Below are 14,916 nucleotides of genomic sequence, written 5' to 3' on the forward strand. Positions count from 1 at the left end.
GCTGTACAGCACGGCCACGTTAGTTGGGCGTGTTGAGTAACGATTATCACGAATTTGACGGTCTGATAAGAGTAAGGTCGGGCGGCACTTGCCTTAGGGTAAGTAGCAGGAGTCTCGGGTTTACCTGAAAGATCCTTAATTGAGGGCTTATCATGCCTAGAAGAAGAGTAGTAGCTAAACGCGACATCCTGCCGGATCCTAAGTTCGGAAGTGAGCGTCTGGCGAAGTTCATGAACCACCTGATGGTCAGCGGCAAGAAGTCCATAGCTGAGCGTATCGTCTACGGTGCGCTGGACAAGGTTGCCGAGCGTAGTAAAGAAGATCCGCTGGAGATCTTCGACAAAGCGCTGGAAGCTATCCAGCCAATGGTCGAAGTGAAGTCGCGCCGTGTAGGTGGTGCGACCTATCAGGTGCCGGTTGAAGTACGTCCGTCTCGTCGCCAAGCGCTAGCCATGCGTTGGCTGGTAGACGCGGCGCGTCGTCGCGGTGAGAAAACCATGGTGCAGCGTCTAGCGGGTGAAATGCTGGATGCCGCTGAAGGTAAAGGTTCTGCCGTTAAGAAGCGCGAAGACGTGCATCGCATGGCAGAAGCCAATAAGGCCTTCTCGCACTACCGTTTCTAAGGTACGCGTATCTAAAATCGGCGTTTCTAAGTACGGCGTTTTTAAGTATGGCTTTAGGGTTTTTATATGCACGTTGTTCAGCATGGCGAAGTGTTTGCTGAGTCGCTCTGTTGTAATACCTAACCGCTACCCTGTTAGGGTGGCGGCGGTCGCATAAGCCTCGCTTGCATACGTCGCTAAATTAACGAGCATCGCCAACAAACGGGAGTTTCACCGTGGCACGCAAGACTCCACTAAATCGCTACCGTAATATCGGTATCGTCGCTCACGTTGACGCGGGTAAAACCACGACGACTGAGCGTGTACTGTTCTATACCGGCCTTTCCCACAAAGTGGGTGAAGTACACGACGGTGCTGCGACCATGGACTGGATGGAGCAGGAGCAGGAGCGTGGTATTACTATCACCTCAGCTGCAACTACCTGTTTCTGGCAGGGCATGAACAAGCAGTTTCCTGAGCACCGTATCAACATTATCGATACCCCGGGGCACGTTGACTTCACTATCGAAGTTGAACGTTCGCTGCGCGTACTCGATGGTGCGGTTGTCGTACTGTGCGGCTCTTCCGGCGTTCAGCCGCAGACCGAAACGGTATGGCGCCAGGCTAACAAGTACGAAGTTCCACGTATGGTCTTTGTCAACAAGATGGACCGTACCGGCGCTGACTTCTTCATGGTCGTTGAGCAGTTGAAAGAGCGCCTAGGTGCCAAAGCTGTGCCGATCCAGATTAACTGGGGTACAGAAGAGGACTTTAAAGGCGTTATCGACCTTATTCAGATGAAAGCTATCCTGTGGGATGAAGAAAGTCTGGGTATGACCTATGACCTCGTGGATATTCCTGCTGAGCTACAAGAAACAGCAGAAAAGTACCGCGAAGAGATGGTCGAAGCAGCTGCCGAAGGCTCTGATGAGCTGATGGAGAAGTATCTTGAAGGCGGCGAGCTAACCATCGAAGAGATCAAGGCTGGTTTGCGTGCGCGCACCCTGGCTAACGATATCGTTCTGGTCACCTGTGGTTCTGCGTTTAAGAACAAAGGTGTTCAGGCAGTGCTGGATGGCGTTATCGAATTCATGCCGTCGCCGACAGAAGTTAAGGCGATCGAAGGTGAGTTGGATGATAAAGACGGCACCGTCGATACGCGTGTGGCAGATGACAGTGCACCGTTCGCGGCGCTGGCATTTAAAATTGCTACCGACCCCTTCGTTGGTACACTGACGTTTATTCGCGTCTACTCGGGCGTTCTTAAATCTGGCGACGGCGTATATAACTCCGTTAAACAGAAGAAAGAGCGTGTTGGCCGTATCGTTCAGATGCACGCCAACTCTCGCGAAGAGATCAAAGAGGTACTGGCTGGCGACATCGCTGCCTGTATCGGTCTGAAGGATGTCACCACCGGTGATACGCTGTGCGATATCGACAACAAAATTGTTCTCGAGCGCATGGAGTTCCCGGATCCGGTTATCTCTGTAGCCGTTGAGCCTAAGTCTAAGGCTGACCAGGAGAAGATGGGTGTCGCTCTGGGCAAACTTGCTCAAGAAGATCCCTCGTTCCAGGTTAAGACCGACGAAGAGACCGGCCAGACGATTATTTCTGGTATGGGTGAGCTACACCTGGATATTCTCGTTGATCGTATGCGTCGCGAGTTTAAGGTTGAAGCTAACATCGGTAAGCCGCAGGTTGCTTATCGCGAAACGATTCGCGGCAGCATCGAGCAAGAAGGCAAGTTCGTACGTCAGTCAGGTGGTCGTGGTCAGTACGGTCACGTATGGCTCCGTATCGAGCCGCTGACTAAAGAAGAGAAGGGTGAAGGCGAAGACGAAATCTTCTTCAAATTCAACTCTGAAATCGTGGGTGGTGCGGTTCCTAAGGAATACGTTCCCGCGGTTGAGAAGGGTGCTTACGAGCAGCTCAAAAACGGTGTCATCGCGGGTTACCCGATGATTGACGTTAAAGTGTCGCTGTTCGATGGCTCCTTCCACGACGTAGACTCCAACGAGACTGCGTTTAAGATTGCTTCTTCTATGGCAGTTAAAGAAGGTGCCAGGAAGGCCAAGGCCGTGCTGCTGGAGCCGGTGATGAAGGTCGAAATCGTGACCCCCGAGGAATTTATGGGCGACGTCATGGGCGACCTGAGCCGTCGTCGCGGCTTGGTGCAGGGCATGGATGACTCCTCTTCTGGTAAAGTCATTCGTGCAACGGTGCCGCTGGGCGAGATGTTCGGTTATGCAACCGATCTGCGCTCACAAACCCAGGGCCGTGCGAGCTACTCTATGGAGTTCTCGAAGTACGACGAGGCGCCCTCCAGCGTCGTTGAAGCCGTCATCAATCAAAACGGTTAACCGTTAGCTAACGTAAAGAGGTTATAGCAGTGGCTAAGGAAAAATTTGAACGTTCCAAACCGCACGTCAACGTCGGCACCATTGGTCACGTCGACCACGGTAAAACGACTCTGACTGCGGCCCTAACCCGCGTGTCTGCTGAGGTTTTCGGCGGCGACTGGCGTGAGTTTGATACCATCGATAACGCTCCTGAAGAGCGCGAGCGCGGTATCACCATCGCTACTTCTCACGTGGAATATCAGTCTGAAGAGCGTCACTACGCTCACGTTGACTGCCCAGGACACGCTGACTACGTCAAGAACATGATCACCGGTGCTGCGCAGATGGACGGCGCAATCCTGGTATGTTCTGCCGCAGACGGCCCGATGCCGCAAACTCGCGAGCACATCCTGCTGTCTCGTCAGGTTGGCGTACCGTTCATCGTTGTGTTCCTGAACAAAGCGGACATGGTCGATGACGAAGAGCTGCTCGAGCTGGTAGAAATGGAAGTTCGTGAACTTCTAGACCAGTACGACTTCCCGGGTGACGACACGCCGATCATCACTGGTTCTGCGCTGATGGCGTTGAACGGTGAAGATGAGAACGGCATGGGTACTACCGCCGTTGCTAATCTGATCAAAGCTCTGGATGAGTACATTCCTGAGCCGGAGCGTGCTATCGACCAGCCGTTCCTGATGCCGATCGAAGACGTGTTCTCTATCTCTGGCCGCGGTACTGTTGTTACCGGTCGTGTAGAGCGCGGCATCGTCAAAGCGGGCGAAGAAGTGGAAATCGTGGGTATCCGCGACACCACCAAAACGATCGTTACCGGTGTTGAAATGTTCCGTAAGCTGCTCGACGAAGGTCGTGCTGGTGAGAACGTTGGCGCCCTGCTGCGTGGTACTAAGCGTGATGACGTCGAGCGTGGTCAAGTATTGGCCAAGCCGGGCACCATCAACCCGCACACTACCTTCGAAGCAGAAGTTTACGTACTGTCCAAAGAAGAGGGTGGTCGTCACACGCCTTTCTTCAAGGGCTACCGTCCGCAGTTCTACTTCCGTACCACTGACGTAACAGGTACCTGTGAACTGCCGGAGGGCGTTGAAATGGTCATGCCGGGTGACAACGTTCAGATGGTTGTTACCTTGATCGCTCCGATCGCAATGGACGAAGGTTTGCGCTTCGCTATTCGTGAAGGCGGCCGTACTGTCGGTGCTGGCGTTGTGGCCAAGATCGTCAAGTAAGCTACTTGCTTGAGTGATGAAGGGGGCTCTGATGAGCCCCCTTTTCTGCGCACCATCAGCAAATGTTTGACATGGGCTTATGGCGTGCCTATAATGCGCATCCTTTGAATGCGTGGGTAGACGGCTCGCGCCGTCGACATCCATTGGAGTTTAGGGCAAATGCAGAACCAAAAGATTCGCATTCGGTTGAAAGCTTTCGACCATCGCCTGATCGATCAGTCCACAGCGGAGATCGTTGAAACCGCTAAGCGTACTGGTGCTCAGGTTCGTGGACCGATTCCGCTGCCAACCAATCGCGAGCGTTACACCATTCTGATCTCGCCGCACGTCAACAAAGATGCGCGTGACCAGTATGAGATTCGTACGCACAAGCGTGTGCTCGACATTGTTGAGCCGACCGAGAAAACTGTTGATGCTTTGATGAAACTTGATCTCGCCGCAGGCGTTGACGTGCAAATCAAGCTCAACTAATTACACTAGTCACTTCGCGGCCCAGCGCTCATCGCTTGTAATGACAAGCTAGTATGAGCAGCAGCCGCCGCGCCGTGAGGCGCCATACAATGTGCTAGTGGAATGCTCTGGAAAGGGCAGCCATAGCGGGTGATAGCCCCGTACACTATAGGAGACTGAGTATGACTATCGGTTTAGTCGGTAAAAAGGCCGGAATGACCCGTGTCTTTACCGAAGACGGCGCATCCGTGCCCGTAACCGTTATTGAAGTTGATCCTAATCGTGTTACACGCGTTAAGTCTGTCGATTCTGACGGTTACGCAGCGATTCAGGTTACATCTGGCTCTCGCAAAGCTAAGCACCTCACCAAAGCGCAGGCTGGTCAGTTTGCCAAGGCGGGTGTTGAAGCTGGTCGTGCACTGATGGAATTTCGTCTTGCAGAAGGCGAAACGATTCCTGAAGTGGGCGGCGAAATCACCGTATCCCTCTTCGAAGCTGGTCAAATGGTTGATGTGACTGGCACCTCTAAGGGTAAAGGCTTCCAGGGTGCTGTTAAGCGCTGGAATTTCCGTACCCAAGACATGACTCACGGTAACTCTCTGTCGCACCGCGCGCCGGGTTCTATCGGCATGTGTCAGACTCCGGGTCGCGTTTTCAAAGGCAAAAAGATGGCCGGTCAAATGGGTAATGCCCGTTGCACCGTTCAAAGCCTTGAGATCGTCCGTGTCGACGCCGAGCGTAACCTGCTGCTGATCAAAGGCGCCGTACCGGGTGCTCCCGGTAGTGACGTTATCGTTCGCAGCGCCGTGAAAGCAGGCTGAAGGGGATAATTACCAATGAATCTGAATCTTGCTGCAGGCGCGGGTACCGTTGAAGTAGCCGACGCCACTTTTGGCAAAGAATTCAACGAAGCGCTCGTTCACCAGGTTGTTACTGCTTATTTGGCAGCTGGCCGCCAGGGAACCCGCGCACAAAAGAGTCGTTCAGACGTTCGTGGCGGTGGTAAAAAGCCGTGGCGTCAGAAAGGCACCGGTCGTGCACGTGCCGGTACTATCCGCTCTCCGCTATGGCGTAGCGGCGGCGTAACCTTCGCGGCTCGTCCGCAAGACTACACCCAGAAGGTTAACCGCAAGATGTACCGTGCAGCGATGCGCTCCATCTTGTCTGAGCTGGTACGTCAAGAGCGCTTAGTTGCGATTGAAGAGTTCATCGTCGATGCGCCTAAGACCAAGCAGGTAGCTGCCAAGCTGAAAGAGCTCAACCTTGAAAAAGTGTTGATCGTCACTGAAGAAATTGATGAGAAGCTCTATTTGGCCGCACGCAACCTTCCCCACGTTGACGTGGTGGATGTCGCGGCAGCTGACCCGGTAAGCCTGGTAGCCTTTGATAAGGTCCTGATTACCGTCTCCGCCCTGCGTAAATTCGAGGAGAAGCTGGCATGAACCAGGAACGCGTATTCAAGGTTCTGCTTGGACCGCACGTGACCGAAAAAGCCGCGATGGCAGCCGAGCGCAACCAGTACGTTTTCAAGGTGGCATCTGATGCTACCAAGCCCGAGATCAAGAAGGCCGTTGAAGCACTCTTCGGCAAGAAGGTCGGCAGTGTTCAGGTACTGAACATGAAGGGTAAAACGAAGCGTACTGCGAACGGTGTTGGCCTACGTAAGGGTTACCGCAAAGCGTATGTGACCCTGGCTGCGGGTGAAACGCTCGAAGACTTCTCAGGCGCCGAATAAGGGCAGGAGTACGGATAATGGCAATCGTCAAGACCAAACCCACTTCCGCCGGTCGTCGCCACGTCGTCAAGATCGTTGGCGAGGAACTGTTTAAAGGCCGTGGTTATGCACCGCTTTTAGAAAAACAGTCCAAGTCCGGCGGCCGGAATAATTACGGTCGTATCACCACCCGCCACGTGGGCGGTGGTCATCGTCACCACTATCGGCTGATCGATTTCAAGCGCACCAAGGATGGCATTCCTGCCACCGTTGAGCGCCTGGAGCACGATCCCAATCGCAGCGCGCACATTGCACTGCTGAAGTATGCCGATGGTGAGCGTCGTTACATCATTGCACCGAAAGGTGTCAGCGCGGGTGACGTGCTGGAATCTGGTGTTAACGCGTCAATCAAAAAAGGCAATGCCTTGCCGCTGCGCAACGTCCCGTTGGGTTCTACGGTGCACTGCATCGAACTCAAGCCGGGCAAAGGTGCGCAGATTGCTCGCAGTGCCGGTACAAGCGCCCAGTTGGTTGCTCGTGAAGGTAACTATGCCACCCTGCGTCTTCGCTCTGGCGAAATGCGCAAAGTGTTGGCCGAGTGCCGCGCGACTTTGGGTGAAGTGAGCAACTCTGAGCACAGCCTGCGTCAACTTGGCAAGGCCGGTGCGAAGCGCTGGAGAGGCGTGCGTCCGACTGTTCGCGGTGTCGCGATGAACCCAGTCGATCACCCGCACGGTGGTGGCGAAGGCCGCACCAGTGGTGGTCGTCACCCGGTATCCCCATGGGGTGTGCCGACTAAGGGTCACAAGACGCGTAAGAACAAGCGCACCGACAAGCTGATCATTCGTCGTCGTAATAAGACGCGTTGATCTAAATTGCCAAGACATTAAGAGGTAACGGCTGTGCCACGTTCACTAAAGAAAGGTCCCTTCATTGACCTTCATCTTTTGAAGAAGGTAGAGGCTGCAGTGGAGAAGAACGATCGCAAACCGATCAAGACTTGGTCGCGTCGTTCTATGATCCTGCCCAATATGGTAGGCCTCACTATCGCGGTCCATAATGGTCGCCAACACGTCCCGGTGCATGTTTCCGAGGAAATGGTTGGCCACAAATTGGGCGAATTCGCTGCTACCCGCACTTATCGTGGGCATGCGGCGGATAAGAAAGCCAAACGGTAAGCCAGAGAGGATTGAGAGATGGAAGTCACAGCTAAGCTGCTTGGCGCTCGTTTATCCGCCCAGAAGGCCCGTTTGGTGGCTGACCAGGTGCGCGGTAAACCTGTCGCCGAGGCACTCGACCTGCTGACCTTCTCACCGAAGAAGGCTGCCAAGCTGGTTAAGAAGGTGCTGCAATCCGCGATTGCGAATGCGGAAGAAAATAACGGCATGGATATTGACGAGCTGCGTGTCTCGACCATCTGCGTCGATGAGGGCATGACGCTCAAGCGTATCAAGCCGCGTGCCAAGGGGCGTGCGGATCGTATCTTGAAGCGCACGTGCCACATCACCGTCAAGGTAGCCGAGAAGTAGGAGTCGACCGATGGGTCAGAAAGTCAATCCAACAGGCATTCGACTGGGCATCGTCAAAGACCATGCTTCTGTCTGGTATGCTGAGCGCGGCGCTTACGCCGATAAGCTCAATAACGATCTCGAAGTGCGTAGCTTCCTGGAAGAGCGTCTTAAAAGCGCCTCCGTTAGCCGCATCCACATCGAGCGTCCGGCGAATAACGCCCGCATCACCATTCACACTGCCCGTCCGGGTATCGTGATTGGTAAAAAAGGTGAAGATGTCGACCGTTTGCGTCGCGATCTTACCCAGATGATGGGTGTTCCCGTGCATGTGAACATCGAAGAAGTTCGCAAGCCGGAGCTGGATGCCAAGCTAGTCGCTGCTAACGTAGCGGGTCAGCTTGAGCGTCGCGTCATGTTCCGTCGTGCTATGAAGCGCGCGGTACAGAACGCAATGCGTCTTGGCGCTGGTGGCATCAAGATTCAGCTGTCAGGTCGTCTTGGTGGCGCTGAAATCGCACGTACCGAATGGTACCGCGAAGGTCGCGTTCCGCTGCACACGTTGCGTGCGGATATCGACTACGCCACTTACGAAGCTCACACCACCTACGGCGTTATCGGCGTCAAAGTGTGGATCTTCAAGGGTGAAATCCTCGGCGGTATCGAGGAAGTACGTGCCAAGGCCAAACAGCCTGCCGGCAACGCGCCCAAGAAGAAAGGTTCCAGGTAAGGGGAGAGCGAGTCGATGTTACAGCCCAAGCGTATGAAATTCCGCAAGATGATGAAAGGCCGCAACCGTGGCCTGGCGCATCGCGGAAGCAAGATCAGCTTCGGGGAATACGGCCTAAAAGCTACTGGTCGCGGCCGCATTACTGCGCGTCAGATCGAAGCAGGCCGTCGTGCGATCACACGTCACGTAAAACGTGGCGGTAAGATTTGGATCCGCGTCTTCCCTGATAAGCCGATCTCCAAGAAGCCGCTCGAAGTTCGTATGGGTAAAGGTAAAGGTTCAGTTGAGTACTGGGTTGCCCAGATCCAACCGGGTCGGGTCCTGTATGAAATTGAAGGCGTGTCGGAAGAGCTCGCTCGTGAAGCGTTTGAGCTCGCCGCACAGAAAATGCCCTTATCCACCACCTTTGCGAAACGGACGGTGATGTGATGAAAGCCCAGGAAATTCGTGAAAAGTCCGCAGGAGAGCTCCAGGAGCAACTCCTCGAACTCCTCCGCGAGCAGTTTAACCTGCGCATGCAGAAGGCCACTGGCCAACTGAGCCAGACTCATCTGCTCAAGCAGGTCCGTCGGGATATCGCCCGCGTTAAGACTTTGCTCAACGAGAAGGCAGGTGATTGAGATGGCCGAAGAGAAAACAACGCGTACGCTCACCGGTAAAGTGGTGAGCGATAAGATGGATAAGTCCATCGTCGTTATGATCGAGCGGCGCGAGCGTCACCCGATCTACGGAAAATACGTTAAGCGCTCCACCAAGCTGCACGCCCATGATGAGGCGAACCAGGCTAAGGCAGGCGATACGGTCTCTATTCAAGAGTGCCGTCCGCTTTCCAAGAAAAAAGCTTGGACGCTGGTCGAGGTGGTTGAACACGCCAAGGGTTAATCCCAAGGCTTGTCAATCAGTGCAGTCAGATTAGGTTTGGAGAAAACCGATGATTCAGACTCAGACAATGCTGGATGTCGCCGACAACAGCGGAGCGCGCCGGGTGCAGTGCATCAAGGTGTTAGGCGGTTCACACCGTCGTTACGCTCGCGTTGGTGATATCATCAAGGTCACGGTTAAGGAAGCGATTCCGCGTGGCAAGGTCAAAAAAGGCCAGGTGCTAAAAGCGGTCGTGGTCCGGACCCGTAGTGGCGTCCGTCGTCCCGACGGTTCGCTCATCCGTTTCGATGGAAATGCGGCAGTTTTGTTGAATAACACCAACGAACAGCCCATCGGTACCCGTATTTTTGGGCCGGTGACTCGTGAACTTCGTAATGAAAAGTTCATGAAGATCATTTCCTTAGCGCCTGAAGTGCTGTAAGGAGCGAGGCGGATATGCAAAAGATCAAACGTGACGATGAAGTCATCGTCATCGCCGGGAAGGATAAAGGCAAACGTGGCACCGTTAAGCGGGTATTAGAAAACCGCTTCTTGGTGTCCGGTGTGAACATGATTAAACGTCACACCAAGCCAAATCCCATGGCGGGTAATCAGGGCGGTATCGTCGAGCGTGAGGCTCCGATTCACGCGTCCAACGTAGCCATCTTCAATTCGGAGACCGGTAAGGCGGATCGCGTCGGCTTCCAAGTGAAGGAAGACGGTACCAAGGTACGTATCTACAAGTCGACGCAGACGCAGATCGACGCCTAACGCGAGTCGGGTAGCAAAATGGCGAACTTGAAAGAACGTTATCAAAACGAGGTAGCAGCTCAACTCAAAGAAGAGTTCAGCTATGCCAACGTTATGCAGGTACCACGGATCACGAAAGTGACTCTGAACATGGGTATCGGCGAAGCAGTCAACGATAAAAAGTTGATTGACAATGCCATCGGCGATCTAGAGAAACTCTCTGGTCAAAAACCGTTGGTGACCAAAGCACGTAAGTCCATCGCGGGCTTCAAGGTGCGCGAAGGTTGGCCAATCGGCATCAAGGTGACCCTACGCGCTGAGCGCATGTGGGACTTCTTGGATCGTTTGGTTTACATCGCGATTCCTCGTGTGCGTGACTTCCGTGGTCTCAACCCGAAGTCCTTTGACGGTCGCGGCAATTACTCTATGGGTGTGCGTGAGCAGATCATCTTCCCGGAGATCGAGTATGATAAGATCGATCGCATCCGGGGGTTGGACGTCACTATCACTACGACCGCCAACACCGACGAGGAAGGTCGTGCGCTTTTAACCGCGCTGAACTTCCCGTTCAAGAAATAAGGGTTGGATCATGGCTAAGAAAAGTATGATAGAGCGTGAGCTCAAGCGTACGCAATTGGTGGCGAAGTATGCCACCAAGCGTGCTGAGCTCAAGAAGATCATCTCAGACGTTAACACGACTGAAGAAGACCGCTTCGAGGCGACGCTGAAGCTGCAGCAACTGCCGCGCGACTCAAGCCCGGTGCGTCAGCGTAACCGCTGCCGTATTACCGGTCGTCCGCACGGTTTTTACAACAAGTTCGGCCTCGGCCGTAACAAGCTGCGTGAAGCCGCCATGCGTGGCGACGTTCCTGGACTGAAGAAGTCCAGTTGGTAACGCCACGTAGAATCATCAGGAGCGCACATTAAATGAGCATGCAAGACACTCTGGCGGATATGTTTACTCGTATCCGCAATGCGCAGATGGCCACCAAGGAGACGGCAACCATGCCGTCCTCCAAGCTGAAAGTGCAAGTGGCCCGAGTGCTAAAGGAAGAAGGCTACATTACTGACTTTACGGTAGCGGAGGGTGTTAAGCCTGAGCTGACCGTGACTCTCAAGTACTTTGAGGGTAAGCCGGTAATTGAGCACATTCAGCGGGTTTCCAAGCCGTCCCTGCGCCGTTATATGGGCAAGGACAACCTGCCTAAGGTCGCCGATGGTCTGGGTATCGCGATTGTCACCACATCTAATGGTGTCATGACCGATCGTGCCGCGCGCCAAGCGGGTGTCGGTGGCGAAGTCATCTGCACCGTATTCTAGGAGGCTGGAATGTCCCGCATAGCGAAATATCCGGTTAAAGTGCCTGCCGGCGTTGAGGTTAAAATCAATGCTGACCAGCTGACCGCCAAAGGCGGCCAAGGCACGCTATCTATGACTATCCACTCTGATGTAGTGGTTGCTCAAGAAGATGGCCAGCTGACCTTCGCCCCGAGCGAATCTGCCAAGAGCTGGGCCATGGCCGGGACTACCCGTGCCTTAGTTCAGAACCTGGTAACGGGCGTATCTGAGGGTTTCACAAGAACTCTCGAAATTGTTGGCGTCGGTTATCGTGCCCAAGCTAAGGGCCAGACGCTCAATCTTTCACTGGGCTTCTCGCACCCGGTCGACTACGAACTGCCTAAGGGTGTCTCAGCGGAAACGCCGAAGAACACCGTGATCGTGCTGAAAAGCGCGGACAAGCAGCAGCTCGGTCAGTGCGCCGCGGAAATCCGCGCTTTCCGTCCGCCCGAGCCGTATAAAGGCAAGGGTGTACGGTACGCCGACGAGCAGGTGCGTCGCAAAGAAGCCAAGAAGAAGTAAGGCAGGGTTATGAACGCGAAGAAAGAATCTCGTCTCCGTCGTGCCCGCCGCGCTCGCGCAAAGATCCGCGAGCTGGGCGTGTATCGCCTGTGCGTCAACCGTACCCCGCGTCACATCTATGCGCAGATTATCTCGCCGGATGGTGGCAAAGTGCTAGCCAGTGCTTCTACGCTGGACAAAGCACTGCGTGAGGGTGCGACCGGTAATTCAGATGCTGCCTCTAAAGTAGGTGCTCTGATTGCCGAACGCGCTAAAGAAGCAGGCATCACCCAGGTGGCCTTCGACCGTGCTGGCTTTAAGTATCACGGCCGCGTCAAGGCGCTGGCCGACGCCGCACGTGAAGGCGGCCTGGAATTCTAAAGGGTTTTACGATGGCGAAGAACGAACAGCAAAGCGGTGATCTGCAAGAGAAGTTAGTGCAGGTCAACCGCGTCGCCAAGGTGGTCAAGGGTGGTCGTATTTTCGGCTTCACCGCACTGACCGTCGTTGGTGATGGTAAAGGTCGTGTCGGTTTTGGTCGTGGCAAGGCGCGTGAAGTGCCGGTCGCGATTCAGAAAGCGATGGATCAAGCTCGTCGCAACATGGTCAAGGTGAACCTTGCTGGCCACACGCTGCAGTACCCGGTAAAAGCCCGTCACGGTGCTTCCAAGGTGTACATGCAGCCGGCTTCCGAAGGTACCGGCATCATCGCCGGTGGCGCCATGCGCTCTGTATTAGAGCTTGCCGGTGTCCACGACGTACTGGCCAAGTGCTACGGTTCCACCAACCCGGTTAACGTGGTTCGAGCGACTGTTAAAGGTCTCTCTGCCATGCAAGCACCGGAAGACATTGCCGCTAAGCGCGGTTTGTCTGTCGAAGCGATCACGGGGTAAGGCACCATGGCAGCAACGATCAAGGTTACCCAGATCCGCAGCACCATCGGCATTATGCCCAAGCACAAGGCTACTATGAAAGGCTTGGGCCTGCGTCGCATCGGTCATACGGTTGAACTGGAAGACACCCCTGCCGTACGCGGCATGATCCACAAGGTAACTTACCTTGTGCGCGTTGAGGGAGAGTAATCCATGAAACTCAATAACCTAAGCCCGGCTCCGGGCTCCAAACACGCTGCAAAGCGCGTTGGTCGTGGCATCGGTTCCGGTCTTGGTAAGACCGGTGGCCGTGGTCACAAAGGTCAGAAATCACGTAGTGGCGGCAGTGTTAAGCCCGGTTTCGAAGGCGGTCAGATGCCTTTGCAGCGTCGTTTACCGAAATTCGGTTTTACGTCTGCAAAGTCTTTGGTCTCTGAAGAAGTACGCCTGGCTGAACTTGCTAAAGTTGCCGGTGGCGAAGTCACCATGGCGACTTTGAAAGAAGCCAACGTGCTAAAGGACTCTACGCTACACGCGAAGATCATCCTTTCTGGCGAATTGAAAACAGCGGTTACCGTTCGCGGAATCAAGGTCACCAAAGGTGCCCGTGAAGCGATCGAAGCCGCTGGCGGCAAGGTAGAGGACTAAATGGCCAAGTCAGGAAAAATGCCGGCGATGGGCAGCGGTCTGAGTGAACTGTGGGCGCGTTTGCGCTTCGTGCTCCTCGCCATCGTGGTGTACCGTATTGGTGCCCACATTCCCGTTCCCGGTATCAATCCTGACCAGCTTGCTGCCTTGTTTAGGGAGCAACAGGGCACCATCTTGGGCATGTTTAACATGTTCTCGGGTGGCGCCCTGGAGCGCATGAGTGTCCTCGCCCTGGGTATAATGCCCTATATTTCGGCGTCGATTATCATGCAGCTCATGACTGCGGTCTCTCCTCATCTTGAACAGCTCAAGAAAGAGGGTGAGGCTGGCCGCCGCAAGATTAGCCAGTACACCCGCTACGGCACGGTGATACTGGCATTTGTCCAGGCTACCGGCATGTCCGTCGGTCTGGCTAGCCAAGGCATCGCGTACACTGCTGACTTCAGCTTCTACTTCACCGCCGTGATTACGTTCGTATCAGGTGCGGTGTTTATGATGTGGCTAGGTGAGCAGATTACCGAGAAGGGCATCGGCAACGGTATTTCGCTGCTGATCTTCGCCGGTATTGTCGCTGGACTGCCCAGTGCCGTGGGCCAAGCGTTCGAGCTTGCCCGTAATGAAGGGGCCTGGAATGTTCTGCCGCTGTTAGCGTTGTCAGCGTTAGGTATTGCGACTGTCGCCTTTGTAGTCTTCATTGAGCGCGGCCAACGCCGTCTCAAGGTTAACTACCCACGGCGGCAAGTGGGCAATAAGATGTATGCAGGGCAAAGTAGCTACCTGCCTTTGAAGGTCAACATGGCCGGTGTTATCCCGGCGATTTTTGCCTCCAGTATTCTACTCTTCCCGGCCTCTATTGGTCAGTGGGTAGGTGCCGGTGAAGGTATGGAGTGGTTGCAGCGTGCATCTCAGGCATTAGGCCCAGGTCAACCGCTTTACATCTTGCTTTTCGCGGCGGCAGTGGTATTCTTCTGCTTCTTTTACACAGCGCTGGTCTTCAACCCCAAGGATGTGGCTGACAATCTTAAAAAGTCAGGTGCTTTCCTGCCGGGCATTCGCCCCGGCGAGCAGACCGCTCGCTATATCGACAAGGTCATGACACGTCTGACCCTGTTCGGTGCCTTGTATATCACTGCGGTTTCCTTGATGCCCCAGTTCTTGATTGTGGCGTGGAACGTGCCGTTCTTTTTCGGCGGTACCTCGTTGTTAATCGTAGTCGTGGTCATCATGGACTTCATGGCCCAGGTGCAGTCGCATCTCATGTCGCATCAGTATGACTCAGTGATGAAGAAGTCCAACCTGAAAGGCTACGGTAGCGGCGGTATCATGCGCTAAGGCGCCGTCTACCCCTATTAAGTTAGT

General features: G+C 54.5%; 25 protein-coding genes. All 25 read left to right on the top strand.

The genetic code is table 11. The features are described from left to right. The first annotated feature begins 152 nt into the window (after positions 1-152). The 25 genes from rpsG (at position 153) to secY (ending at position 14,889) form a co-directional block, all read left to right on the top strand. Positions 153-623 carry a 30S ribosomal protein S7 gene (gene rpsG, locus MLE19_RS13225; RefSeq protein ID WP_008959172.1) on the top strand — a complete coding sequence of 157 codons (471 nt, stop codon included), beginning with the start codon at positions 153-155 and terminating at the stop codon, positions 621-623. 215 nt (positions 624-838) lie between these two features. Further along, a complete protein-coding gene (fusA, locus tag MLE19_RS13230; RefSeq protein WP_240718645.1) occupies positions 839-2,962 on the top strand; it encodes an elongation factor G in 2,124 nt (707 codons plus the stop codon). 29 nt (positions 2,963-2,991) lie between these two features. Continuing rightward, on the top strand, positions 2,992-4,185 hold the full coding sequence (tuf, locus tag MLE19_RS13235; protein WP_101147113.1) for an elongation factor Tu: 1,194 nt from the start codon (positions 2,992-2,994) through the stop codon (positions 4,183-4,185). Positions 4,186-4,344: 159 nt separating this feature from the next. Next, on the top strand, positions 4,345-4,656 hold the full coding sequence (gene rpsJ, locus MLE19_RS13240) for a 30S ribosomal protein S10 (protein WP_007112007.1): 312 nt from the start codon (positions 4,345-4,347) through the stop codon (positions 4,654-4,656). 161 nt (positions 4,657-4,817) lie between these two features. After that, a complete protein-coding gene (gene rplC, locus MLE19_RS13245; RefSeq protein ID WP_240718646.1) occupies positions 4,818-5,456 on the top strand; it encodes a 50S ribosomal protein L3 in 639 nt (212 codons plus the stop codon). A gap of 15 nt (positions 5,457-5,471) precedes the next feature. Further along, entirely contained in the window at positions 5,472-6,077 is a 606-nt protein-coding gene (gene rplD, locus MLE19_RS13250) for a 50S ribosomal protein L4 (RefSeq protein ID WP_240718647.1), read from the top strand. Continuing rightward, positions 6,074-6,370: a 50S ribosomal protein L23 gene (gene rplW, locus MLE19_RS13255; RefSeq protein ID WP_008959167.1), complete on the top strand. Its 297-nt coding sequence runs from the start codon at positions 6,074-6,076 to the stop codon at positions 6,368-6,370. Before rplD ends, rplW begins: the two co-directional genes overlap by 4 nt. A 17-nt stretch (positions 6,371-6,387) precedes the next feature. Then, entirely contained in the window at positions 6,388-7,218 is an 831-nt protein-coding gene (gene rplB / locus MLE19_RS13260) for a 50S ribosomal protein L2 (RefSeq protein ID WP_240718648.1), read from the top strand. A 33-nt stretch (positions 7,219-7,251) separates the two neighbouring features. Beyond that, entirely contained in the window at positions 7,252-7,527 is a 276-nt protein-coding gene (rpsS, locus tag MLE19_RS13265) for a 30S ribosomal protein S19 (RefSeq protein ID WP_009098993.1), read from the top strand. 18 nt (positions 7,528-7,545) lie between these two features. Next, complete coding sequence (gene rplV / locus MLE19_RS13270; RefSeq protein ID WP_007112002.1) at positions 7,546-7,878, top strand: 50S ribosomal protein L22; 333 nt, start codon at positions 7,546-7,548, stop codon at positions 7,876-7,878. A gap of 10 nt (positions 7,879-7,888) precedes the next feature. Beyond that, positions 7,889-8,587: a 30S ribosomal protein S3 gene (rpsC, locus tag MLE19_RS13275; protein ID WP_008959164.1), complete on the top strand. Its 699-nt coding sequence runs from the start codon at positions 7,889-7,891 to the stop codon at positions 8,585-8,587. A 15-nt stretch (positions 8,588-8,602) separates the two neighbouring features. Continuing rightward, a complete protein-coding gene (gene rplP / locus MLE19_RS13280) occupies positions 8,603-9,016 on the top strand; it encodes a 50S ribosomal protein L16 (protein ID WP_007112000.1) in 414 nt (137 codons plus the stop codon). Further along, positions 9,016-9,207, top strand: a complete 192-nt coding sequence (gene rpmC, locus MLE19_RS13285; protein ID WP_007111999.1) for a 50S ribosomal protein L29 — start codon at positions 9,016-9,018, stop codon at positions 9,205-9,207. Before rplP ends, rpmC begins: the two co-directional genes overlap by 1 nt. A 1-nt stretch (position 9,208) precedes the next feature. Further along, positions 9,209-9,469 (top strand): 30S ribosomal protein S17, encoded by a 261-nt coding sequence (gene rpsQ / locus MLE19_RS13290; protein ID WP_096276515.1) that lies wholly within the window; start codon positions 9,209-9,211, stop codon positions 9,467-9,469. 49 nt (positions 9,470-9,518) lie between these two features. Beyond that, complete coding sequence (gene rplN / locus MLE19_RS13295; protein WP_008959163.1) at positions 9,519-9,890, top strand: 50S ribosomal protein L14; 372 nt, start codon at positions 9,519-9,521, stop codon at positions 9,888-9,890. 14 nt (positions 9,891-9,904) lie between these two features. Next, entirely contained in the window at positions 9,905-10,219 is a 315-nt protein-coding gene (gene rplX, locus MLE19_RS13300) for a 50S ribosomal protein L24 (RefSeq protein ID WP_007111996.1), read from the top strand. 18 nt (positions 10,220-10,237) lie between these two features. Next, on the top strand, positions 10,238-10,777 hold the full coding sequence (gene rplE / locus MLE19_RS13305) for a 50S ribosomal protein L5 (protein WP_035582688.1): 540 nt from the start codon (positions 10,238-10,240) through the stop codon (positions 10,775-10,777). 10 nt (positions 10,778-10,787) lie between these two features. Then, entirely contained in the window at positions 10,788-11,093 is a 306-nt protein-coding gene (rpsN, locus tag MLE19_RS13310) for a 30S ribosomal protein S14 (protein ID WP_240718649.1), read from the top strand. 32 nt (positions 11,094-11,125) lie between these two features. After that, positions 11,126-11,518 carry a 30S ribosomal protein S8 gene (rpsH, locus tag MLE19_RS13315; protein ID WP_240718650.1) on the top strand — a complete coding sequence of 131 codons (393 nt, stop codon included), beginning with the start codon at positions 11,126-11,128 and terminating at the stop codon, positions 11,516-11,518. A gap of 9 nt (positions 11,519-11,527) precedes the next feature. Further along, complete coding sequence (rplF, locus tag MLE19_RS13320) at positions 11,528-12,058, top strand: 50S ribosomal protein L6 (protein ID WP_240718651.1); 531 nt, start codon at positions 11,528-11,530, stop codon at positions 12,056-12,058. A 9-nt stretch (positions 12,059-12,067) separates the two neighbouring features. Then, a complete protein-coding gene (gene rplR, locus MLE19_RS13325) occupies positions 12,068-12,418 on the top strand; it encodes a 50S ribosomal protein L18 (RefSeq protein ID WP_008959159.1) in 351 nt (116 codons plus the stop codon). An 11-nt stretch (positions 12,419-12,429) separates the two neighbouring features. Then, positions 12,430-12,930, top strand: a complete 501-nt coding sequence (gene rpsE, locus MLE19_RS13330) for a 30S ribosomal protein S5 (protein ID WP_078089853.1) — start codon at positions 12,430-12,432, stop codon at positions 12,928-12,930. A gap of 6 nt (positions 12,931-12,936) precedes the next feature. Then, complete coding sequence (gene rpmD, locus MLE19_RS13335) at positions 12,937-13,119, top strand: 50S ribosomal protein L30 (protein ID WP_008959157.1); 183 nt, start codon at positions 12,937-12,939, stop codon at positions 13,117-13,119. Between the two features lie 3 nt (positions 13,120-13,122). Further along, positions 13,123-13,557, top strand: a complete 435-nt coding sequence (gene rplO, locus MLE19_RS13340) for a 50S ribosomal protein L15 (RefSeq protein WP_240718652.1) — start codon at positions 13,123-13,125, stop codon at positions 13,555-13,557. After that, positions 13,558-14,889, top strand: coding sequence for a preprotein translocase subunit SecY (secY, locus tag MLE19_RS13345; protein WP_240718653.1), 1,332 nt, complete (start codon positions 13,558-13,560; stop codon positions 14,887-14,889). Positions 14,890-14,916 lie beyond the last annotated feature (27 nt).

Origin of the sequence: Vreelandella neptunia, from assembly GCF_022489065.1 — a bacterium.
GTDB classification, from domain to species: domain Bacteria; phylum Pseudomonadota; class Gammaproteobacteria; order Pseudomonadales; family Halomonadaceae; genus Vreelandella; species Vreelandella neptunia_A.